This is a genomic window from Alteromonas sp. D210916BOD_24, assembly GCF_047159385.1.
Classification (GTDB): Bacteria; Pseudomonadota; Gammaproteobacteria; order Enterobacterales; family Alteromonadaceae; genus Alteromonas.
In genome coordinates this window covers 2655874-2677206 of sequence record NZ_AP038333.1, presented here as the reverse complement: position 1 = coordinate 2677206, position 21333 = coordinate 2655874, and the positions used below count along the sequence as shown (strand labels likewise).

19 protein-coding genes are annotated in these 21333 nt (G+C 45.7%); 15 read left to right on the top strand and 4 right to left on the bottom strand.

What is annotated here, in order from left to right; all coding sequences use genetic code 11:
- Window positions 1-95: 95 nt before the first annotated feature.
- The 4 genes from leuD to ACMCM8_RS11645 all read right to left on the bottom strand — a co-directional run bounded on the left by leuD (window position 96) and on the right by ACMCM8_RS11645 (window position 3586).
- The gene (gene leuD / locus ACMCM8_RS11660; protein WP_412722786.1) at window positions 96-731 is read right to left on the bottom strand and encodes a 3-isopropylmalate dehydratase small subunit; all 636 of its coding nucleotides are present in this window, start codon (window positions 729-731) and stop codon (window positions 96-98) included.
- Window positions 728-2098, bottom strand: coding sequence for a 3-isopropylmalate dehydratase large subunit (gene leuC / locus ACMCM8_RS11655; RefSeq protein WP_412727702.1), 1371 nt, complete (start codon window positions 2096-2098; stop codon window positions 728-730). Before leuC ends, leuD begins: the two co-directional genes overlap by 4 nt.
- Before the next feature lie 75 nt (window positions 2099-2173).
- Entirely contained in the window at window positions 2174-2782 is a 609-nt protein-coding gene (gene wrbA / locus ACMCM8_RS11650) for an NAD(P)H:quinone oxidoreductase (RefSeq protein ID WP_412722785.1), read from the bottom strand.
- Window positions 2783-2794: 12 nt separating this feature from the next.
- Window positions 2795-3586 carry a citryl-CoA lyase gene (locus ACMCM8_RS11645; RefSeq protein ID WP_412722784.1) on the bottom strand — a complete coding sequence of 264 codons (792 nt, stop codon included), beginning with the start codon at window positions 3584-3586 and terminating at the stop codon, window positions 2795-2797.
- A 160-nt stretch (window positions 3587-3746) separates the two neighbouring features.
- Between ACMCM8_RS11645 and ACMCM8_RS11640 the strand changes: the two genes are divergently transcribed.
- The 15 genes from ACMCM8_RS11640 (at window position 3747) to ACMCM8_RS11570 (ending at window position 21319) form a co-directional block, all read left to right on the top strand.
- Complete coding sequence (locus tag ACMCM8_RS11640) at window positions 3747-4868, top strand: CaiB/BaiF CoA transferase family protein (RefSeq protein ID WP_412722783.1); 1122 nt, start codon at window positions 3747-3749, stop codon at window positions 4866-4868.
- Between the two features lie 73 nt (window positions 4869-4941).
- Window positions 4942-5739, top strand: coding sequence for an IclR family transcriptional regulator domain-containing protein (locus ACMCM8_RS11635; protein WP_412722782.1), 798 nt, complete (start codon window positions 4942-4944; stop codon window positions 5737-5739).
- Window positions 5740-6027: 288 nt separating this feature from the next.
- The gene (locus tag ACMCM8_RS11630; RefSeq protein WP_412722781.1) at window positions 6028-8271 is read left to right on the top strand and encodes a TonB-dependent receptor; all 2244 of its coding nucleotides are present in this window, start codon (window positions 6028-6030) and stop codon (window positions 8269-8271) included.
- 48 nt (window positions 8272-8319) lie between these two features.
- Entirely contained in the window at window positions 8320-8916 is a 597-nt protein-coding gene (locus ACMCM8_RS11625) for a VOC family protein (RefSeq protein WP_412722780.1), read from the top strand.
- Window positions 8917-8919: 3 nt separating this feature from the next.
- Complete coding sequence (locus ACMCM8_RS11620) at window positions 8920-9768, top strand: alpha/beta fold hydrolase (RefSeq protein WP_412722779.1); 849 nt, start codon at window positions 8920-8922, stop codon at window positions 9766-9768.
- A 204-nt stretch (window positions 9769-9972) separates the two neighbouring features.
- Entirely contained in the window at window positions 9973-12072 is a 2100-nt protein-coding gene (gene flhA, locus ACMCM8_RS11615; protein WP_412722778.1) for a flagellar biosynthesis protein FlhA, read from the top strand.
- Between the two features lie 29 nt (window positions 12073-12101).
- A complete protein-coding gene (gene flhF, locus ACMCM8_RS11610; RefSeq protein ID WP_412722777.1) occupies window positions 12102-13502 on the top strand; it encodes a flagellar biosynthesis protein FlhF in 1401 nt (466 codons plus the stop codon).
- A 5-nt stretch (window positions 13503-13507) separates the two neighbouring features.
- The gene (locus ACMCM8_RS11605; RefSeq protein WP_412722776.1) at window positions 13508-14374 is read left to right on the top strand and encodes a MinD/ParA family protein; all 867 of its coding nucleotides are present in this window, start codon (window positions 13508-13510) and stop codon (window positions 14372-14374) included.
- Window positions 14371-15102: an RNA polymerase sigma factor FliA gene (locus ACMCM8_RS11600; protein WP_412722775.1), complete on the top strand. Its 732-nt coding sequence runs from the start codon at window positions 14371-14373 to the stop codon at window positions 15100-15102. Before ACMCM8_RS11605 ends, ACMCM8_RS11600 begins: the two co-directional genes overlap by 4 nt.
- Before the next feature lie 36 nt (window positions 15103-15138).
- Window positions 15139-15522 carry a chemotaxis response regulator CheY gene (gene cheY / locus ACMCM8_RS11595; protein ID WP_012517682.1) on the top strand — a complete coding sequence of 128 codons (384 nt, stop codon included), beginning with the start codon at window positions 15139-15141 and terminating at the stop codon, window positions 15520-15522.
- A 34-nt stretch (window positions 15523-15556) separates the two neighbouring features.
- Window positions 15557-16315 carry a protein phosphatase CheZ gene (locus ACMCM8_RS11590; protein WP_412722774.1) on the top strand — a complete coding sequence of 253 codons (759 nt, stop codon included), beginning with the start codon at window positions 15557-15559 and terminating at the stop codon, window positions 16313-16315.
- Window positions 16316-16327: 12 nt separating this feature from the next.
- On the top strand, window positions 16328-18556 hold the full coding sequence (locus ACMCM8_RS11585) for a chemotaxis protein CheA (protein WP_412722773.1): 2229 nt from the start codon (window positions 16328-16330) through the stop codon (window positions 18554-18556).
- A gap of 36 nt (window positions 18557-18592) precedes the next feature.
- A complete protein-coding gene (locus ACMCM8_RS11580; protein ID WP_412722772.1) occupies window positions 18593-19723 on the top strand; it encodes a protein-glutamate methylesterase/protein-glutamine glutaminase in 1131 nt (376 codons plus the stop codon).
- A gap of 27 nt (window positions 19724-19750) precedes the next feature.
- Window positions 19751-20515: a ParA family protein gene (locus ACMCM8_RS11575; RefSeq protein WP_412722771.1), complete on the top strand. Its 765-nt coding sequence runs from the start codon at window positions 19751-19753 to the stop codon at window positions 20513-20515.
- 6 nt (window positions 20516-20521) lie between these two features.
- Window positions 20522-21319, top strand: coding sequence for a chemotaxis protein CheW (locus ACMCM8_RS11570; RefSeq protein WP_412722770.1), 798 nt, complete (start codon window positions 20522-20524; stop codon window positions 21317-21319).
- Window positions 21320-21333: the final 14 nt, after the last annotated feature.

The window sequence follows — 21333 nt, the reverse complement described above, 5'->3', positions numbered from 1 at the left end:
CTATACGAATAGCTGTCCAGCGCCTATGGTTCTGTCTATATTCAGTCCCGTATTCTACGCTCGAGTTTAACCCTCTGAGTACGCAATTGATGGGTTTATTTATATGTGGTGCTGCCTGCTTGTGAAAAAGGCGAGTGCATGCTTTCAAACTTAGCTATATCGTCTTCGAATGTTTCGGTTAGCGAGATATTGTCCAAGTTATTTAACAAAATATGCCGGTTCATGTCGTCGATATGAAATTCGCTATAAAATTGGTTCCCATGGGCGGCAATACAGCGTTCCACAAGGTTTATTGAGAGTGTGAAATGGGGAGAACGGGCTTGTTCAAAAAGATGGTCCACATCGTGCTCGCTAAGTGAAACGGGTAATATCTGATTGTAAATACAGTTTTGGTAAAAGATATCAGCAAAAGAGGGGGCAATAATACAGCGAATACCAAAGTCGGCAAGGGCCCACGGGGCGTGTTCACGACTAGAGCCACAACCGAAATTCTCCCGAGTCAGTAGGAGCCGACTGCCTCCACGTTCAGCATTATTTAGGATAAAGTCTGGGTTTGGACGACCGTAGTCACCGTGTTCATAGCGCCAGTTAAAAAACAACGCTTTACCTAGTCCTTTTTTACTTATACCTGCCATAAACTGCTTCGGAATAATCTGATCCGTGTCTACATTTGCAACATTTAAGGGGTATATTTTGGAGGTAAAAAGGAAAGGATTCGCGTTACTTATCACAACCAGCTCCTTATATCAGTGATGTGGCCAGTGAGTGCAGCGGCAGCAGCCATAGCAGGACTCATTAAATGTGTTCGTCCCCCAGCACCTTGTCTACCCTCAAAGTTTCTATTGCTGGTTGAAGCACATCGTTGGCCCGAGTCAAGCTGATCATTATTCATTCCGAGGCACATAGAGCATCCAGGGTGTCGCCATTCAAATCCCGCGTTGATGAAAACTTTATCCAAGCCTTCCTGTTCAGCCTGTCGTTTCACTGCCATAGAGCCTGGTACCACTAAAGCGCGGACATTGTGTGCCACCTTGCCGAGTTTGGCTATGGATGCAGCTAAACGTAAATCTTCTATTCGGCTATTGGTACACGAGCCGATAAAAACCACGTCAATGGCATGATCCGATAATGCATCTCCACCACGCAACCCCATATACGAGAGAGCGCCTTGTGTCGTTGAATCAGATGAAAGGGGGATTGGTTGATTGACATCGATCACTTGGGCAGGTGTGGTTCCCCATGTCACTTGAGGGGCAAGTTCACTCACGTCAAATGAAAACCTTTTATCGAAGTGGGCTTCATCATCGCTATAAAGTGTTTGCCAGTATGCCTGTTGTTCCAGCCACTGGTTGTGATCAGTAAAAAATGGGCGAAGGTATCGCCACGTTGTCTCATCGGGTGCTATAAGGGCACTTTTCGCTCCGGCTTCTATCGACATGTTGCACAAAGTCATGCGCGCTTCCATAGATAAACCTGATACCACCTCTCCCTTGTATTCGATAACATAGCCATTACCCCCGCGCGCGCCAATTTGTCCGATGACGTAGAGGGCTAAATCTTTCGCGGTAAGTCCTTTAGGCAGTTCACCTTCAAGGGTAATTGCCATTGTTTTTGCTCGACTAACTCTTATCGTCTGTGTGGCTAAGACATGTTCTACCTGAGAGGTTCCTATGCCAAATGCCAGTGCGCCGAAAGCGCCGTGAGTAGACGTGTGAGAGTCGCCACATACTAGGGTCATGCCCGGCAGAACACGCCCTTGCTCAGGCGCAATAACGTGCACTATACCTTGGTTTTCGTGCCCCATGGGGAATAATGTAATGTTATTGGCCTGACAGTTGGACGCCAGTGTGGTTAGCTGCAACCTACTTTCTTCACTGCAGTCGGCATAATCGATTGATGTGGTAGGGATTGCGTGATCCATGGTCGCCAGTGTAAGTTCTGGCCTGCGTACCCGGCGGCCACGTTCAACGAGCCCGTCAAAGGCTTGCGGGGAAGTGACTTCGTGGACCAGGTGAAGGTCGACGTAGAGCAGGTAGTCATCGCCGTCCTGTGCTACGCAATGCGCATCAAATACTTTGTTATATAAGGTGCGTGGTATCGCTGAGCCCATAGAATCTTCCACACTAAACGCAGTGAACTTTAAATCCAAAAAACTATCTCACAATCCTGAAAATCAAGCGCTTCCCTTTTTTAACGCCATTGCTACTGAAGCCACGTGACGCCCCTGACTTTTCGCGATTTCAATTTCGTTGTCACTAGGCATGCGGCTGCCATCCCCTCCTGCAATAGTTGAGGCTCCATAAGGAGTGCCACCCATTACCTCGTCGATAAGTGTTAAACGCTTTTCCGTATAGGGTGTACCCACTATCGTCATGCCCAGATGCATCAGGTTAACAATGGTAGAGATTAATGTGGTTTCCTGGCCACCATGCTGGCTAGCGGTCGAGGTAAATACGCTGCCAACTTTACCGACCAAGGCATTTTGAAACCACAGACCTCCTGTTTGATCTAAAAAGTTAGCCATTTGCGCGGCCATTCTTCCATAACGTGTCGGTGTTCCTATGATAATTGCGTCATAGTCCGGCAATTCTTCAACTGTGGCGATGGGGGCATCCTGATCAAGTTTGGCACCAGCTTGTTTAGCCACTTCTTCAGGCATCAGTTCAGGTACGCGCTTAATCACAACCTCTGTCCCATTCACTTCTCTTACACCCGCTGCGACAGCGTTAGCAAGTGCTTCAATATGACCATATGTTGAGTAGTAAAGTATTAGTGCTTTCATCAGTTAATCCTCTTATTTTTGGCGGGTCATAGGACCCGTATATTCAATATCTTCAACGGCCTTGCCAGATAATATGAAACCAATTGGAGTGGAAGTTTCTTCTTGCAGGTGGGCAACCAGACTGCCAGTCCTTGCCAAAAGTGAAATCCCTTTTAAGGCACTAAGTGGAAAGCCTACATCGAGCATAACGGCAGGGATTGCACCATTGACATTAACAGGTAATGATTTGCCTAAAATTTCAGGCATTAATTTATGAACTGCATATAACGCTTCGAAGTAGGGGCCTTCAACCTGCTTTTCCTTAGCAAGTTGCATAATCAGGTTAGCGCGAGGATCGCCTGCAGAGTGGAGAGGATGACCATAGCCAGGGACGCGCTTTTTTTCTGCTTTGTAGCGTTCAAGTACAGCTCTGGCCGCAGCTTCCATTGAGGTCTCTTGCGCTTCATCGACCACTGACTTTAAAAACAATCCCGCAACTTCTGCACTGCCTAATACTACCGAGCCACAGCCGTTGAGTCCCGCAGCTACGGCACCCTGAAAAGCTTCGGGCGCAGCGGCGAGGGTAGTTCGAGCTGCTACTACGCTGGGGACCAAGCCATGTTCAGCAATAGCGGTAAGTACAACATTGGCGAAAAATTTCTGTTTGTCACTAGGCATTTCTCCACACACCAATAGCCAGAAATATGAGGTAAAATCGACTTTACCCATAATATCATCGCAAAGGTCATAGCCTCTTACAGTAATGTTCTCAGCAGTAGAGGTACAAATTGCTGAGGTAAAGTTATCCTGCTTGCCTATTCTCATTAGTGGTCTCCCCGGAGAAATAAACTACACTTCAGTTTTTAAATTATTATTTCGCATATCGAACTTGATTTCGTATATCGAAGAATATAATATAGATGTTAATGTGTAAAGAAGCATTTTAAAGTTTATCTACGCGACGTGAATGATTGAGGATCCGGCTATGGCAAAAATGCTAGCAAATGTGAAGGTGGTAGAAATGGGGACGTTTATTACTGGGCCTGCAGCCGGTATGTTTCTCGCAGACATGGGCGCAGACGTAATCAAAGTAGAACGCCCTGAATCTGGCGACCCTTTCAGAGCGTATAAAGGAGAGTTATACAGTCCGCACTTTCAGACCTACAACCGAAACAAGCGCAGTATTGAACTTGATACCCGGGACAATAAGGACCTCTCAGCCTTTGATGCGTTGATTAAAGAGGCCGATGTTTTTATAGAAAATTTTCGTCCGGGGGTAGCTGATAAATTGAATGTGGACTACGCAAGATTAAAAACGTTAAACCCCAAGCTTATATATTGTTCAATTTCGGGGTTTGGCTCAGATGGACCTGATGCTTTAAAGCCTGCTTTTGATACGGTGGCTCAGGCCGCCACTGGATTTTTGAGGTTATTGTTAAATCCTGCTAACCCCCGTGTGGTGGGCCCTGCCATTGCTGATGCAATCACCGGGTTTTATGCTTCTCAAGGGATCCTCGCTGCCTTGTTTAAACGGCATGAAACTCAATCCGGGTGTTTGGTGGAGGTGTCGATGCTAGAGGCGATGACCCATTTCAACTTAGACGATTTTACACATTACTTCTCTAGTAACCTGATTATGGGGCCGGAAAGTCGGCCAAATGTTTCACAGTCTTATGTTTTTGAGTGCCAGGACGGCCGATGGATAGCGTTGCACATGTCTTCGCCGGCAAAGTTTTGGACAGGCCTTGCTGAGGCTGTGGGTAAACCGGATATGTTAGATGAACCAGAATTTAACAGTCGCGACGCAAGAATTGAAAATTACGACAAGGTATTAGCTTTTTTACAGCCCATTTTTAAACAGCATCCATCGTCTTACTGGTGCCAGCGTTTAACAGAAATAGAAGTGCCACACTCGCTGGTAATGAATTCGGCTGAAGCGTTAGAAACTCCCCAAGCAAAACACATGAAACTGAAAGTTCATGCCGAGCACCCTACTAAAGGTAACTTCACTACAGTGCGTCCGGCGATCAGGTTTAATGGGGAAATTAATGACGTAGTGACCGCTCCGCCCGTGCTGGGGGAGCACAATGGGCAAGGTTTTAATTAAGGCGCTCAGTATTTTTATCATCCTACAACTTTGATATAGTCGCTTCAATTATGGTTAATAGTAGTGCTAAACGTTGAAAGATAAAGATCCCGAGTATCTCACCACGCTGGAGCGGGGCCTAACGGTCCTGCGCTCATTTAATAAATCCCAGCCTGAAATGCAACTCAGTGAGGTGGCCGCCGCAACCAATTTAAGCCCTGCGGTGGCGCGTCGTTGTCTAAATACTTTGGTGGCGCTCGGCTATGTCACTCGTTCTGGTAAAAAGTTCTTATTGACCCCTGAAGTGTTAGTGTTTGGCTCGGCCTTTCTGGCGTCGGCAAGTATTGACTCGGTTATTGGAGAGCACTTGCAGAGGGTACGGGATGAAACCGGCGATAGCTCATCAATCTCAGTACTTTCTGGAGAAGACATTTTATATCTTGCTCATATTCCAACGAATCGACATATAAGACTGAACGCAGGCGTGGGCACGCGTTTTCCTGCGCATGCTACCTCGATGGGGAAAGTCATGCTGGCACACCTGCCAGGCGATAAGCTAGATGACTATCTGCACCGTGCCGAGTTGAAGCGATTTACTGATCTTACGGTAACATCGCCAGACACGTTAAGAAAACAACTTGTAGAGATACGCGAGAAAGGCTATTGCTCAGTACTCAGTGAACTTGACTATGGGTTGGTTTCCATTGCTGTACCTGTCTATGACGACAACGGCAACGTACTTGCAGCGATCAATTGCTCGACGGCCGCATCGCGCATTGCGCAAGATGAGTTGGTGAGAACCCGAATGCCACTGCTCAAACAGGCATCTCAGCAAATTCAGCACTCGTTAAACAAATGGCCAGTGCTATTGCACTCGTTGTTGCGACTTTAAATTTACAGGAATTTCACCCTCCCTCCCATTTAGGCAGCATAGACAGCTCAATAATCCTGTCTAAGAGAACGGCTGACCTTAGCTACTGATCCTCCTTCTATAGATAACAAGCACGCTTCGGCGTGTTTTTTTATGCGCCAAATCCACTTTGATTAAAAAAAATGCAAAAAATTCGATAATCGAACTTGATTTCGATAATCGAAGATATTAATGTAAATGAAACGTTAAGTTGCTGTGGGCTTTTTTCCCGCGGTTTACTGGGACCAAATAGCGGGTGGAGAAAACGTCATGCCTGAATTTGCAATTAAAAATCTGTTTAACAAGTCCGTATTAAGTGCCGTTGTGGCAGGAGCGTTGAGCGTACCGTGTGTGTTTGCTCAACAAGTAGATGATGAAGAAAGCAGTCAAGAAGATGCGCAGGATGTCGAAGTCATCATGGTCCAGGGCACGCGTAGGAGTACCAAGTTACAAGATGCGCCGGTGTCGATGACCGCGTTTACAGAGTTGGATATCGAGCGCTCGGGTATTGACCGTCCAGCAGACTTTATCGGGCTGACTCCCAACGTAACTTTAATTGAAACGCAAAATGCCGGTATGGCGTTCATCACCATTCGGGGAATTTCACAAAACCGGGACACCCAACCCTCAGTAGCCGTGATTGTTGACGGAGTACAACAAACTGACGCAGGTCAATTCCAACAAGAGCTGTTTGATATTCAGCAGATAGAAGTTTTAAAGGGCCCACAGGGTGGATTGTACGGAAGAAATGCTATTGGCGGCGCCATAGTCATTAATACCAAGGACCCGTCTGACTATACCCAGGGCAAAATTCGCTTAGGGGTGGATAACGGGCCGGGCTATCGTGTGCAAGCGGGCTTAAGTGGCCCAATGGGCGAGGATTGGGCTTATCGAATTTCAGGTTCTTATTATGATACGGATGGCTATATTGAAAACACTTATCTCAACGAGAACTCAGACCCCTTGCGGGATATTTCATTTCGAGGGAAAGCCCTGTGGTATGTAAACGACAATTTCGAAGTAGATTTTCGGGGCTACTACAGTGCATTGGAGACTCAACCATTCAATTACCGTATTACTTTTGACGTTAATGAGGTCCTATCACCACGTACTAACAACCCCGGTATTAACGACAGAGACTTATATGGTGGTTCAGTTAAGTTGACCTACACCGATAAAGACGGGGGGATCTGGACGTCAATAACAGCCTACGATCGCAGCAAAGAGTTGATAGCGGGAGATGCTTATGACTTTTTGCCTGTTGAAGAGTCATTTCTTTACAATCTGTTACTCGGTTTTGGTCTTCCTGAGGATACTGTCTACGACCAAAGTCAAATTTCAAATTTTGGTTCAAAAAACTGGAGTCAGGAGATTCGCTATACTTCCTCGGATAGCGAGCGCTTTAAATACATTTATGGCCTGTATTTCGTCGATACTGAGCAGCTTCAGCAAAATGGTGCGAGAGCCGATTTCGGGCTGGGATTTGCTTCTCCTCTGGGGTGGATAAGTACCGACCCACGCAATCCGCAGTTAAACTTCCTTTCAGATCTTCGCAACAATTTTGCATGGGCTGTGTTTACCAATCTGTCTTATGAAATGAATGATCAGTGGGTGGTTGATGCCTCACTGCGTTATGACAGAGATGAACGCGAAAACGTTACCCAAACGCCTCAAGCGTTTATCCCCAATGTTCCCGGGTTTCCTGTGGGAATAGAAGGCGAGGTACGTGAGCGTACCTTTAGTGAATGGCAGCCTAAAGTCACTCTCACTTATAAGCCGGTGGACGCTTTCACTGTTTATGGTGGCTATAGCGTAGGCTTTCGCTCTGGAGGGTTTAATCAAACCGGCTCTGATGCTGTTGCCGGTGCTGCGGGAATCTTTGGCATAAAGGAATTTTACGAAGCTGAGACGGCTTCTACATGGGAAGTCGGGGGGAAATTTACGTTAGCGGACAACAGTGTCAGAGGTGGGTTCGCGCTCTATTCTACTGTCAGTGAAAATACGCCCTTCTTTGTCTTCCTGCAGGAAAACTCAACACAAAATATAGGCACGATAGACGAAGCTGAATTGAATGGCTTTGAATTTGATATCTCCGCCACACCTCTACCCGGTTTAAGACTTGTGGCTGGATTTGGATATGTCGATAGTGAAATTACCGAATACGGTGACCCAGCAGCAGTGGGAAATCAGACTCCTGCTGTATCTAAAACCACGGTCAACCTGGGGGCGGAGTATCGTCAGGATCTCAGTGATGGCTTGTCGAGTTTGATTTATCGCGTGGACTATCAACGTCTGGGCGAAACCAATTTCGATATTTATGAGACCACTACCCGGGATCCTGTCAACTTGGTTGACGCGCGACTTACCTATGACACTGAAAATTGGTCGTTGTCATTGTGGGCGAAGAACCTCTTTGACAAACAGTACAACGCAGAATGGTCACCTGGTGGTTTTGTTTATCGCGCCCGCCCACGGGTATACGGACTGACCTACAACTACAAGTTTGATATGTAAAAATATTGTTAACAGTATATTATCTGAGAAACGAACGGGAGAACTCTCATGTCATTAGCCCACTGGAATAAGTCAGATGTACCAATTCAGAAACTTCGCTCAATACAGCGTAAACGCAGAGGGAATACCTCAGTACACAGTCTGCACCATCATGCATTTAAGTGTAATAACGCAGAGGAAACGCGAAAATTTTATGAAGACGTTTTAGACATTCCACTTGTTTGCGCCATCATTGAGCCAAAAGATCCGATTACTGGGAAAGAAACGCCATACGCTCACCTTTACTTTGAATTAAGTGACGGGAGTTGGTTGGCATTTTTCGACTTCCCTCAAAAGTACAGCGATCTCAATTGTGGATTTGAAAACACCGACGTGTGGACCCACCACATTGCGTTAGAAATAGACGATGAAGACACCCTTAATCACTACCGTAAACGGTTGGATGAACACGGTGTCGAGTATATGAATATCGACCACGAGTATTGCAATTCTATCTATTTCTATGACCCTAATGGCTTATGCGTGGAGTTTACCCATAACGTGGATGATACCGAGCGTTACTTCCACGACAAAGCACGCGATGCCAAAGCCGATATGCAAGAGTGGATGAGAGTAAGAAGTGAAGCATACCCTGATGCATCGTAATCAATGAAAAGCATTTCATGCATCAGCAGTGATGGCACATTACTGCACACGGTTCACAATAATAGAGTAGGGCGCCCTGCCATCATTTTTGTGCACGGCGCATGCTCTTCGCATAGAGTATGGAAGTATCAGTTTGATTCACCTTTACTGGACAGACACTTTCATTTAATTGCCCTTGATATGCGAGGGCACGGTCACTCTGCAAAACCCGTCAGTCCGAGTGCCTATCAAAACGGGCAACACTGGGCTGATGACCTCAGCACAGTACTCGACACCTACAACCTGTGCGAAACAATTGTGGTAGCGTGGTCCTATGGCGGAAGAATGGTCAATGACTATATTCGTCACTACGGAACATCACGTCTTGTAGGTGTGAATTATATCGCAGCGGGCACACTGGCTACAGAAGAAGTAAAGGGACCAGGATACACAGTATTAGCCGATATGTTCAGTGATGAACCCAAGCGCATTCACCGTGCAGAAAAACAGTTTGTCGGGGACTTAATGGAAGGAATAAATGACCCTGAATTAAGGCATATCTTAACTGAAGATCTTAGTTGTTGTCCCAAGTTCGTCCGCGACGCTATGCGTCAGCGTGAAATGGACTATGATAACCTGCTTAACAAGCTAACCTGCCCGGTACTGCTGACACATGGTGAAGACGACAGTTATTCGCTGGTTATGCTGGCGCATTTGCTAAATAAGCACATTCCCAACACCTTGTTATCAGTGATAGAAAAAGCAGGGCATATGCCTTTTGCCCAGTGTTACGAGCAATACAATCAGAGCTTATACGATTTTGTCACTGGCCTTACTGAAAAATACGCAGAAGCACTCAGGGGGGAAGGCTAAAGAAGCTCAGACGCGTTGTGGTAGACCTAGCGCAACTATTGTCTAAGGCAGTAGATAAGGCATTGTAAATACGCGCTAAAATTGTTCATTTATTGCGCTGTTAACGCTCGGGTTAGATGACATATATAAAGCTGGCACGTTAGTTGAAACCTCCTGTTTAGATTCGCGTAAAGCGTCAATTTTCTGTTAGTGAGACTCCCAGCGATGCAGTTATCCGGTTATCTTCAGCGTTTCGACAAAAATCAGCTGCAGAACTTCACCAGTGGCCTTGGTGCCCCCATTATTCTACTGGCCATTATGGGGATGGTTATTCTCCCCATGCCCCCGTTTTTACTGGACGTTTTGTTCAGTTTTAACATTGCCCTATCCCTGGTTATTATCCTTGTTGCTGTACTGACGCAACGCCCAGTCGATTTCGGTATATTTCCTTTGGTATTGTTGATTGCGACGGTATTGAGGCTGGCCCTTAATGTGGCTTCTACTCGTGTGGTGCTGTTGTACGGGCACGAAGGGGGCGACGCTGCGGGTAAGGTTATTGAGGCGTTTGGCGCCGTGGTGATCGGTGGAAATTATGCGGTGGGGATCGTGGTTTTTGCCATCTTACTTATCATCAACTTCAAAGTAGTAACGGCGGGTGCGGGACGTATATCAGAAGTAAGTGCACGCTTTACCCTAGATGCTATGCCAGGTAAACAAATGGCTATTGATGCCGATTTGAATGCTGGCTATATCGACCAAGATCAAGCCCGTCAGCGTCGTGAGGAAATTACCGCTGAGGCTGATTTTTATGGCTCAATGGATGGTGCGTCAAAATTCGTAAAAGGGGACGCGGTAGCGGGCCTTTTTATCATGTTGATAAATATTGTAGGCGGTTTGTTTATCGGCATGATCCAGCATGATTTGTCGTTCGGAAACGCGATTGAAATTTATACTATTTTGACTATTGGAGATGGTCTGGTCGCACAAATTCCTTCCCTGTTACTGTCAGTGGCCACTGCCATCATCGTGACCCGAGAAAACGAAACTCAGGAGATGGGTAAAGAAATTCGCGGTCAATTAGGAAATAACCAAGCCCTATACATCGCTGCCGGCATTCTGTTTGTTATGGGTATCATTCCCGGTATGCCGCATGTGGCTTTCTTAGGTTTCTCTTTCTTAATTGCAGGCTTTGCCTACTGGCAAGGTGTGCAAGAGAAAAAGCGGGCTGCAGAGCCTAAAGTGCCTGAGAAGGTAGCCAAGTCTGAAAGCGTTGCTCCGGAAGTAAAAGAGTTAGGTTGGGACGATGTTCAACAAGTTGACACCATTGGCTTAGAAGTGGGTTATCGATTGATCCCACTGGTAGATAAATCCCAAGGGGGGGAGTTGTTGACCCGCATAAAAGGCGTGCGTAAAAAGCTCTCGCAGGAACTGGGTTTCCTTATACCGCCCGTACATATCAGAGATAATCTGGATCTTGAACCCAACACTTATACGATTGCTATGTTAGGTGTGACGATAGGTGATTCTGTTATCAGTCACGATGAAGAGTTGGCGATAAATCCTGGTCAGGTGTTTGGCAAATTAGAAGGGCGCGCCACTCAAGATCCTGCTTTTGGTTTGGACGCTGTATGGATCAAGCCCAACAAGCGAGAGCATGCGCAAACGCTGGGTTATACCGTAGTGGACGCGGCAACCGTGGTAGCGACACATTTAAGTCAATTGCTGACCAATAATGCCTATCAATTGTTGGGTCATGAAGAAGCTCAGCAATTATTGGATATGTTAGCTAAACAACACCCTAAATTAGTGGAAGGTTTGGTGCCCGATATACTACCACTGAGTACCGTAGTAAAAGTACTGCAAACCTTGCTATTTGAAGGCGTGCCTATTCGAGATATGCGTACGATAGTGCAAACGTTGAGTGAGTATGGCACCCGCAGTCAGGACCCAGATGTACTGGTATCTGCTGTGCGTATTTCACTTAAACGACTTATTGTCCAAGAAATTACACAAGGGGCAAAAGAGATACCTGTCATAACCTTGGCGCCAGAGTTGGAACAGATGTTGCACCAATCTCTACAAGCAGGTGGTGAGGACGGTGCCGGCATTGAGCCTGGTCTAGCAGATAAGCTGCAAAAATCATTGCAGCAAGCTAGTCAGCAGCAAGAGTTAGAAGGAGAGCCTGCGGTGCTTCTAACTTCTGGAATGCTACGTCCTGTACTGTCGCGATTCTTAAAGTATTCAGTTGTTGGGCTTCATGTTCTCTCGTATCAAGAAGTGCCTGATGACAAACAAATAAAAATAGTCAGTTCGGTCGGTCAATAATCTGACGCTGGGTGATTGGAGAGGTTGTAATGAAAATCAGACGTTTCTTTGGCAAAGACATGCGTGAAGCATTGAGTCAAGTTAAAGCGGAATTAGGTAGTGATGCAGTCATTATGTCTAACCGCAAAGTGGCCGATGGAATTGAGCTTGTTGCAGCCTATGACAAAGAGCCTGAAGCGAAACTTTCGGTGCCTAAACCGGCAGCAAAAGCGCCAGGTCAAAAAGCCGTGCCTAGCTTAAGTGAAATTATCGGTGACGACGGCCCTGACAGCCTTAAGGCCTTATTAGAAAAGCAACATGGTGGTAATCAGTCTACCCAAAAAGGGCAAGATACAACGCAGCCGATATCTAATAATGCGCAGCATGCTAACGACATTGCTTCTCACTTGAACTTTTCAGATGATTTTGTCGATGAGTTAAGCGCAGCCACAGGACAATCAAATGCGCCGGTTCATGAGACCTCTTATCCATCACATCAGGCTGCCAGTATTGCGTCAACGCCGACTAACCAATCTTCAGAGCTCGCACAGATAAAAGAGGAATTGGCTTCACTTCGAGACGTATTGCAATACCAAGTTGCTGATTTAATGGAAGCAAAACAGAAGCGTCAGAAGCCCGTACATCAGTATTTGATGACGCGTTTAACCGACATGGGGTTAAGTCAGGCACTGGCAACGCAATTAATAAGCTATACGCCAGCGCATTACAATGAGCGAGATGCGTGGATTTATCTTCTTAACCTATTGGCTAATCGCATAAATGTGACAGGTAACGATATACTTAGTTCACAAGGTATTGTTGCATTGGTGGGACCAACAGGTACAGGTAAAACCACAACGGTAGCAAAATTAGCCGCACGGTATGCACAAAAATACGGCGCTGAATCAGTAGCTATGGTAACAATAGATACTTACAGAATTGCTGCGTATGAGCAGTTGGCTACATATGGAAAAATAATTGGTTGTACAGTGCGAAAAGCACAAACAAGTGAAGAACTTAGTGATTTATTGTTCCAACTTCGCCATAAGCGTCTAGTATTAATTGATACTGCCGGATTTAGTCAACGAGATAGTCGATTAATTAAACAAATTCAGCAGTTTGAAAATGGCCAGATGCCAAATGTGAAAAAATATTTGGTAGCGCAAGCAAATACGCAATATCCTGCATTACAGAGAATAATTCAGGCGTATGATGATATTGAACTAAGTGGCTGTATTTTCACGAAGTTAGATGAATGCTACTCTCTGGGAGAGGTACTGAGTGCCGCAGTAGAGTATCAATTATCGGTTAGCTATGTCACCGACGGACAAAAAGTGCCTGAAGACATTAAGATTGCAGAAGCGAAATCTTTAGTTTCCGCTGCTGCAAAGCTTTATAAAAAGTACGGTTTGAATCATACTAGTAGTAACAACGCCATTAAAACAGCATAAGCAGTATGATTGACGACCAAGCGAGTAGCTTAAGAAAAATGAAGCAATCACGGTTAATCAAAGTTATTGCCGTCACCGGGGGTAAAGGTGGCGTCGGTAAAACTAACATAACACTAAACACCGCCATAGCTATGGCGAAGCAGGGCAAGCGCGTAATGGTGCTAGATGCCGACTTAGGTCTAGCTAACGTGGATGTGATGCTAGGATTGAGGGTAGAGAAGAATCTTTCCCATGTACTCTCTGGGGAGTGCACATTGGATGATGTGCTGGTTACTGGTCCTCACGGCATTAAGATTGCGCCTGCTACATCGGGTACGCAGTCAATGGCGGAGCTTTCTCCTACCCAACACGCAGGTCTTATTCGTGCCTTCAGTGAACTGCGTTCTCAAATTGACGTGCTCATCGTAGATACTGCAGCGGGTATTTCGGACATGGTGTTGAGTTTCTCCAAAGCCTCACAAGACATAGTTGTGGTGGTTTGTGATGAACCTACTTCACTCACTGACGCATACGCGTTAATTAAGATACTAAACCGAGAACACGGTGTTTTCCGCTTCAAAATTGTGGCAAATATGGTGCGCGATATTCGCGAAGGCCAAGAACTTTTTAGTAAGTTAAGTAAAGTGACAGGGCGCTTTTTAGATGTTGCGCTAGAATTAGTAGCGACAGTGCCTTTTGACGAAAATATTCGCAAAGCAGTAAGAAAACAGACTGCGATTGTAGATGCCTATCCAGGTTCTCCAGCCGCAGTGGCGATAACGCAATTAGCAAACAAAGCGCTTTCTTGGCCAATACCTGCTCAACCCGGGGGCCATTTAGAGTTTTTTATTGAACAATTAGTTGCAGAAAAAGCAGTAGGAAGTCAGCGTTGAATAGCAAGGCCGCCGCTTATCAACAACAAACCGACAAGTCGCAGCTAGTCGAACGACATGCGCCTTTGGTTAAGCGAATCGCACATCACTTGATGGCGCGGTTACCTGCAAGTGTTCTTGTTGATGACTTAATTCAGTCGGGAATGATTGGATTATTGGAAGCGGCTCGCAATTTTGACGGCTCAAAAGGTGCCAGTTTCGAAACGTTTGCCGGTATTCGCATACGCGGTGCTATGTTAGATGAAATACGCAAAGGCGATTGGACACCACGCTCTGTGCATCGCAATGGCCGTGCTATTACTGAAGCGATTTCCCAAGTAGAAGGCGAAACCGGACGAGATGCGCGGGATGCTGATATAGCTGCTAAGCTAAATGTAACTTTGCAAGATTATCACCAGATGCTAAATGAAGTTAATGCTGGCAAGCTGGTGGGAATTGAAGATTTAGGCGTGTCTGAGGATGTGATCTATACTGAGCAAAATCGGGGTAGTGACGCACCGCTTGAAGACTTAATGCAAGGGGCTTTTCAAAAGGCATTAGCCCATGCTATTACAACGCTACCTGATCGCGAAGCGATAGTGCTTTCTTTGTACTATGATGAAGAACTGAACCTACGTGAAATTGGTGAAGTTCTTGATGTTAGTGAATCGAGAGTAAGCCAAATTCATAGTCAGGCCATGTTAAAACTCAAATCACGAATGAAGTCGTGGCAAGTTGACGAAGAATAGATATTAATAACAATTAACCCCTCACTGGAGGCTATTTTGGATAAAAGCATGAAGATTCTCGTGGTTGACGATTTTTCTACCATGAGACGTATCATCAAAAACCTGCTCAAAGACTTGGGTTTCTCAAACATCCAAGAAGCGGATGACGGGAGCACGGCGCTGCCAATGCTTCAACAAGGCGACTTCGACTTTGTTGTAACGGATTGGAACATGCCGGGCATGCAGGGTATCGACTTATTGCGCGCCATCCGTGCCGACGACAAGTTGAAACACCTTCCAGTACTTATGGTCACTGCAGAAGCGAAGAAAGAGCAAATTGTTGCAGCTGCGCAAGCGGGTGTAAATGGCTACGTGGTTAAGCCGTTTACTGCAGCAACGCTTAAAGAAAAATTGGATAAAATTTTCGAACGTTTAGGTTGATCCAGACGCTCACCAGAGAAACGAGGTTTACTGGATGTCAACGAATGTAAACGTTCCTATTTCATTGGAAGAAGCAAAACAGCTTGTCGCTTTACTTGAAGAAGGTGACAACGAATCTGCCAATGCCCTACTTGAAGCAGTCTCAATGAAAGAAAACGTTGAGTTATTTGCTGAAGTAGGGAAATTAACGCGTCAACTTCACGACGCTTTAAATAATTTTCAAATTGATGACCGCATCAAGAATCTTGCTACAGACGATATTCCTGATGCGCAGTCCCGCCTGACTTACGTAATTGAAGAGACTGAAAAAGCGGCTAATACTACTATGGATGCCGTCGAAGCGAGTATGCCTATCGCCGAAACGATAGCTGAACGCATCGAAAAGGTCATGCCAGAGTGGAAAAAGCTCATGAATCGCCAATTAGAATTGGGTGAATTCAAAGCTTTATGTGCCGATCTAGACGAATTGCTAGAAGACAGTGCTGAACAATCGACTAAACTGACTCAATTACTAACAGAAGTTTTGATGGCTCAAGGCTATCAAGATTTAACAGGCCAGGTTATTCGTCGTGTAATCGACTTGGTAAAAGAAGTTGAAGACAGTTTGGTGAACATGTTGACCATGTTCGGTGAACGTGACGGAGCAGATCATTCTAAACCATCGAGCGTTAAGGCCGATAAGAAAATTGATGGTGTAGAGGCAGAAGGTCCAATCATTGATGCTGATCAGCGAGATGATGTTGTTTCAGGACAAGATGACGTTGATGATCTTTTGTCTAGCTTAGGTTTTTAGGGGAGCGGGCGCATGTCGTTTGATGTTGACGAGGATATATTACAGGACTTTCTGGTTGAGGCCGGAGAGATACTTGAACAATTACAAGAACAACTCGTTGATCTTGAGAACAATCCAGAAGACGCGGACTTGTTGAATGCCATTTTCCGTGGTTATCACACGGTAAAAGGTGGTGCGGGATTCCTTTCCCTCACCGAACTTGTTGAAATTTGTCACGGTGCAGAAAACGTCTTTGACGTAATGCGTAATGGACAAAGAACATTAACTCCAGAGTTGATGGATATTATTCTTCAAGCAACCGACGTGGTCGTTGAGATGTTTGAGCGTGTTAAAAAGCGGGATCCTCTCGAACCCGCAGATGCGCACCTTGTTGACTTATTACACAAATTAAGTCGCCCGGAAACTCCCGATGAAAATATTTTCGGTGCTGAAAGTTCAGAAGAGGCATCAGAGCCTGAACCTGTTGAAGAGCCTGATGTAGCAGTTGAAGAAAGTCCTGCTGAGTCTGCGTCTGTCGAAGGTTCGGGGGGGATTGATGAAATTACTGAAGACGAGTTTGAAGCGCTATTAGACGAACTTCATGGCTCCGCTGCACCAGGTCAGAAAGCGTCTGCGAAGCCCGCTGAAGTACCAGCCGCTGCGAAAAGCAGTGGCGGCGATAGTGACGACATTACCGATGAAGAATTCGAAGCTTTGCTTGATGATTTGCATGGCAAAGGGAGTTTCGGGAGTAATGAGTCTGAAGCACCGGCACCTGAAGCGGCCGCACCAGCACCTGCGTCATCGTCAGCGGGCGATGAAGAAATTACAGATGATGAGTTCGAGGCGTTATTAGATCAATTACACGGTTCTGGGCAAGGGCCTACTAACCAATCAGATGAGCCTGTTAAAGGTGCTGAAAGTGCCGTAGATAAGGCTGCCACTGAGGCAGTGCAAAAAGCTAAACAACAGGCTCCTGCAGCAGCCAAAGCGAGCCAAGCACCTGCGGCTAAGCAAGCTTCTGCACCAGCACCAGCTGCTAAACGCGAAGCGCCCAAAAAAGACGATAAAAAAGGTACTCCTGCAGCGCCGCAAGCTGAAACCACTGTACGGGTAGATACCAAACGTCTTGACCAGATTATGAATATGGTGGGTGAATTGGTATTGGTTCGCAACCGCTTGATCAGCCTAGGTATTAATAGCAACGACGAAAGTATGTCAAAAGCTATTGCTAACCTTGACGTGGTCACTGGCGATTTACAGGGTGCGGTAATGAAAACCCGCATGCAGCCAATCAAAAAGGTGTTTGGCCGATTCCCTCGCGTTGTTCGCGATTTAGCCCGCAGTCTTAAGAAAGAAATTACCCTTGAGCTCGTCGGTGAAGAAACGGATTTGGATAAAAACCTGGTAGAAGCCTTGGCCGATCCACTTGTTCACTTAGTGCGTAACTCAGTGGACCACGGTATAGAAATGCCCGATGACCGTGCGGCTACAGGTAAAGCTCGCATGGGGAAAGTACAACTTTCTGCTTCTCAGGAAGGTGATCATATCTTACTTACCATTGAAGATGATGGTAAGGGAATGGATCCTGAAAAGTTAAAAGAAATTGCAATCAATCGCGGTGTACTAGACGCAGATGCAGCTGCGAGAATGTCCGATGTCGAAGCGTTCAATTTAATATTTGCACCAGGCTTCTCAACCAAGACCGAAATAAGCGATATTTCTGGGCGTGGTGTGGGCATGGATGTGGTTAAAACAAAAATTAACCAACTCAATGGTACCATTAATATCGATTCTCAGTTAGGTAAGGGAACGCGTTTAGATATTAAAGTACCATTAACGCTGGCCATCTTACCTACGTTGATGATTGTGGTTGGAAAGCAGACTTTCGCATTGCCATTGGGCTCAGTGAACGAAATCATCAACATGGATATCAAGAAAACCAATACAGTTGATGGTCAGTTGACCATGATTGTTCGTTCGAAAGCGATACCCTTGTTCTTCCTTGGTGAATGGCTGATACGTGGTCCTAAAAAAATTAATAAAGAAAAGGGTCATGTGGTTGTCGTGCAAATAGGTACTCAGCAGGTTGGCTTTGTGGTTGATGCACTGATAGGGCAAGAGGAAGTGGTAATCAAACCTCTGGATGCGCTATTACAAGGCACACCAGGCATGGCTGGCGCAACCATTACCTCTGATGGTGGTATTGCACTTATTTTGGATATACCGAGTCTACTTAAGCGGTACGCGCGTAAGCCTTAACAAATAATGGCTTAGCAATATAAAGGAACGAAATCCATGGTCTTTAAAGTCCTGGTCGTGGACGATTCTACTTTCTATCGTCGTCGGGTGAGAGAAATTCTCGACGCTGATAGAGAGCTAGAAGTAGTAGGTGAAGCGAGAAATGGGCGAGAAGCCCTTGAGCTGATAGAGACGTTAAAACCTGATGTAGTAACGATGGATGTAGAAATGCCTGTAATGGATGGCATTTCAGCCGTGAAAGCCATAATGGATAAGCGGCCCACACCCATTTTAATGTTTTCATCGCTAACGCATCATGGGGCGCAAGCAACGCTAGATGCCCTTGAAGCTGGTGCTCTCGATTTTTTGCCGAAAAAATTTGAAGATATAGCTCAAGATCGCAAAGACGCATCGCGGTTACTGTGTACTAAAGTGCGTTTAATTGCCCGAAGAGGCGTAGGATTAAAGCGGCCTACTTTTCGCAGTACAGAAACGCGGAAGTTACCGGATAATGCGCCAAAACCTGCTTTTTTTAAGTCCTCTGGATTACTGTCAGGACGCAAAGACGCAGCAAAGCAGCCAACGGTGTCGTCTGTAATTGCTTCAGGTAAGCGTTATAAGTGTTTAGCAATTGGTGCCTCCACCGGAGGGCCTGTTGCATTGCAGAAGGTGCTAGGGCCTTTGCCTGCAAGTTTTCCTTATCCGATTATTCTTGTGCAACACATGCCCGGCACGTTTACCTCGGCTTTTGCTCAGCGTTTGAATACGCACTGCGAAGTCAATGTGAAAGAGGCTGAAGACGGTGATTTGTTAAAACCAGGCCATGCATACCTAGCCCCTGGTGGGAAGCAGATGGTGGTTGAATCTGTCGGTGTCAATAAGCGAATTTCTATCATTGATGCTGATCCGGCAGACAAAGTGAATTATAAGCCCTGTGTGGATTTAACGTTTGATTCACTTGCCAAGGTATACAATGGCGATGTTCTCGGTGTGATCCTTACCGGTATGGGTGCTGACGGACGAGAGGGATGTCGCAACCTGAAAAACAAAGGCGCGACAATTTGGGCTCAAGACCAGGATTCGTGTGTTGTTTATGGTATGCCGCAAGCGGTTGCAGTAGAAAATATATCGACTAAAAATATCAACATTGACGATATGAGCAGTTGTATTCAAACTGAAATGCGCTAACCATCTAGGGTGTAATGGAATTAAGTCATGAAAGTGTGGACAGTAGCGAATCAGAAAGGTGGAGTAGGTAAAACTACCACTACCGTTAGCCTGGGTGGATTACTTGCTCAGCAAGGCAAGCGGGTACTCATGATTGATACTGACCCCCATGCATCGCTGAGTTATTACTTTGGTGTTGATGCTGAAGCATCGAGTCATTCTATTTACGATATTTTTGTTAATTCAAATGAGATATCTGCCGATAACGTAATGGATTGTCTGAGTTCGACAAAAATAGACAACCTTTATGTGTTACCCGCCACTATGGCACTTGCCACGTTGGATAGAACCATGGGCAGTGAACAAGGTATGGGGTTGGTGCTAAAAAAAGCACTGGCAAAAATAGACAAAGAATTTGACGTGGCAATTATTGATTGCCCTCCAGTACTCGGTGTATTGATGGTTAATGCCTTGGCGGCATGCGATAAAGTTATTGTTCCAACCCAGACCGAGTATTTGGCGCTGAAAGGGTTAGACAGAATGATTCGAACGATGGAAATAATGGGGCGCTCATTAGATAAAAAATTTGACACCATTATTATTCCCACTATGTTTGATAAGCGTACTAATGCGGCTTTGGCATCGAGACAGCGATTAATGGATGATTATGGCGATCGGGTATGGCGAGGTGTCATCCCAGTGGATACTCACTTTCGAGATGCAAGCTTAGCTCAGTTGCCTATTTCTGCAGCTTACCCGAAAACACGCGGTGTATCGGCTTATGCTAAATTACTTAATGTGCTGGAGAAATAATAAAGAATGACCAAGCAGTCGCCATTTGCTCGTGAGGAAATCATGGAGGCTTACCTTGATAGCCTTCTTAAAGAGCCACAGACACCTGAAGATGTCACAGCTCGCACGGCTAAATTGCTTGAGCAAGCTTCCCAGCAGATCACGGAAGCCGCTTTATCATCTACGTCTGAATTGGATCAAGTGGATGATGAGCAAGAAAAGATAGTACAAGATGTCACGTCGTTCTTATCGACAACGGAACAACGTGAAGAGGCGAAACATCCAGAAATGGATGCGTCAGAAAGTGAAGAAGTAGAAAATCATGGTGTTGTTGAGCCAAAAAAGGTAAAAACTCCACTAAAGGATACTCTCGGTTTTCGCTTTCAAGCGTTATTCTTTGAAGTGGCGGGTTTAACTCTTGCAGTACCGTTGACGACACTGGGTGGCATTCACCAAATTGAAAAAGTCGGTCCACTTTTTGGTAAGCCGGACTGGTTTATGGGGGTAATGTTACACAGAGAGTCTAAACTGAATGTAGTTGACTCGGCAAAATGGGTAATGCCAGAAAAATATGACGAAAACCTCGCACAATCACTAAACTACCGATATCTTATAATGTTAGGAGAGAGTGCGTGGGGGTTATCAAGCGAAAAGCTTGTTAATACGGTTAATTTAACTACCGATGATGTCAAATGGCGCGAGTCCACAGGTAAGCGTCCCTGGTTAGCGGGGATGGTTAAAGAAAAAATGTGTGCGTTAATTGACGTTGAAGAATTAATATCTATGCTTAACAAAGGCTTAGGCAGTAACGACCAGACGCCATAGTATTGGGAGCCAGG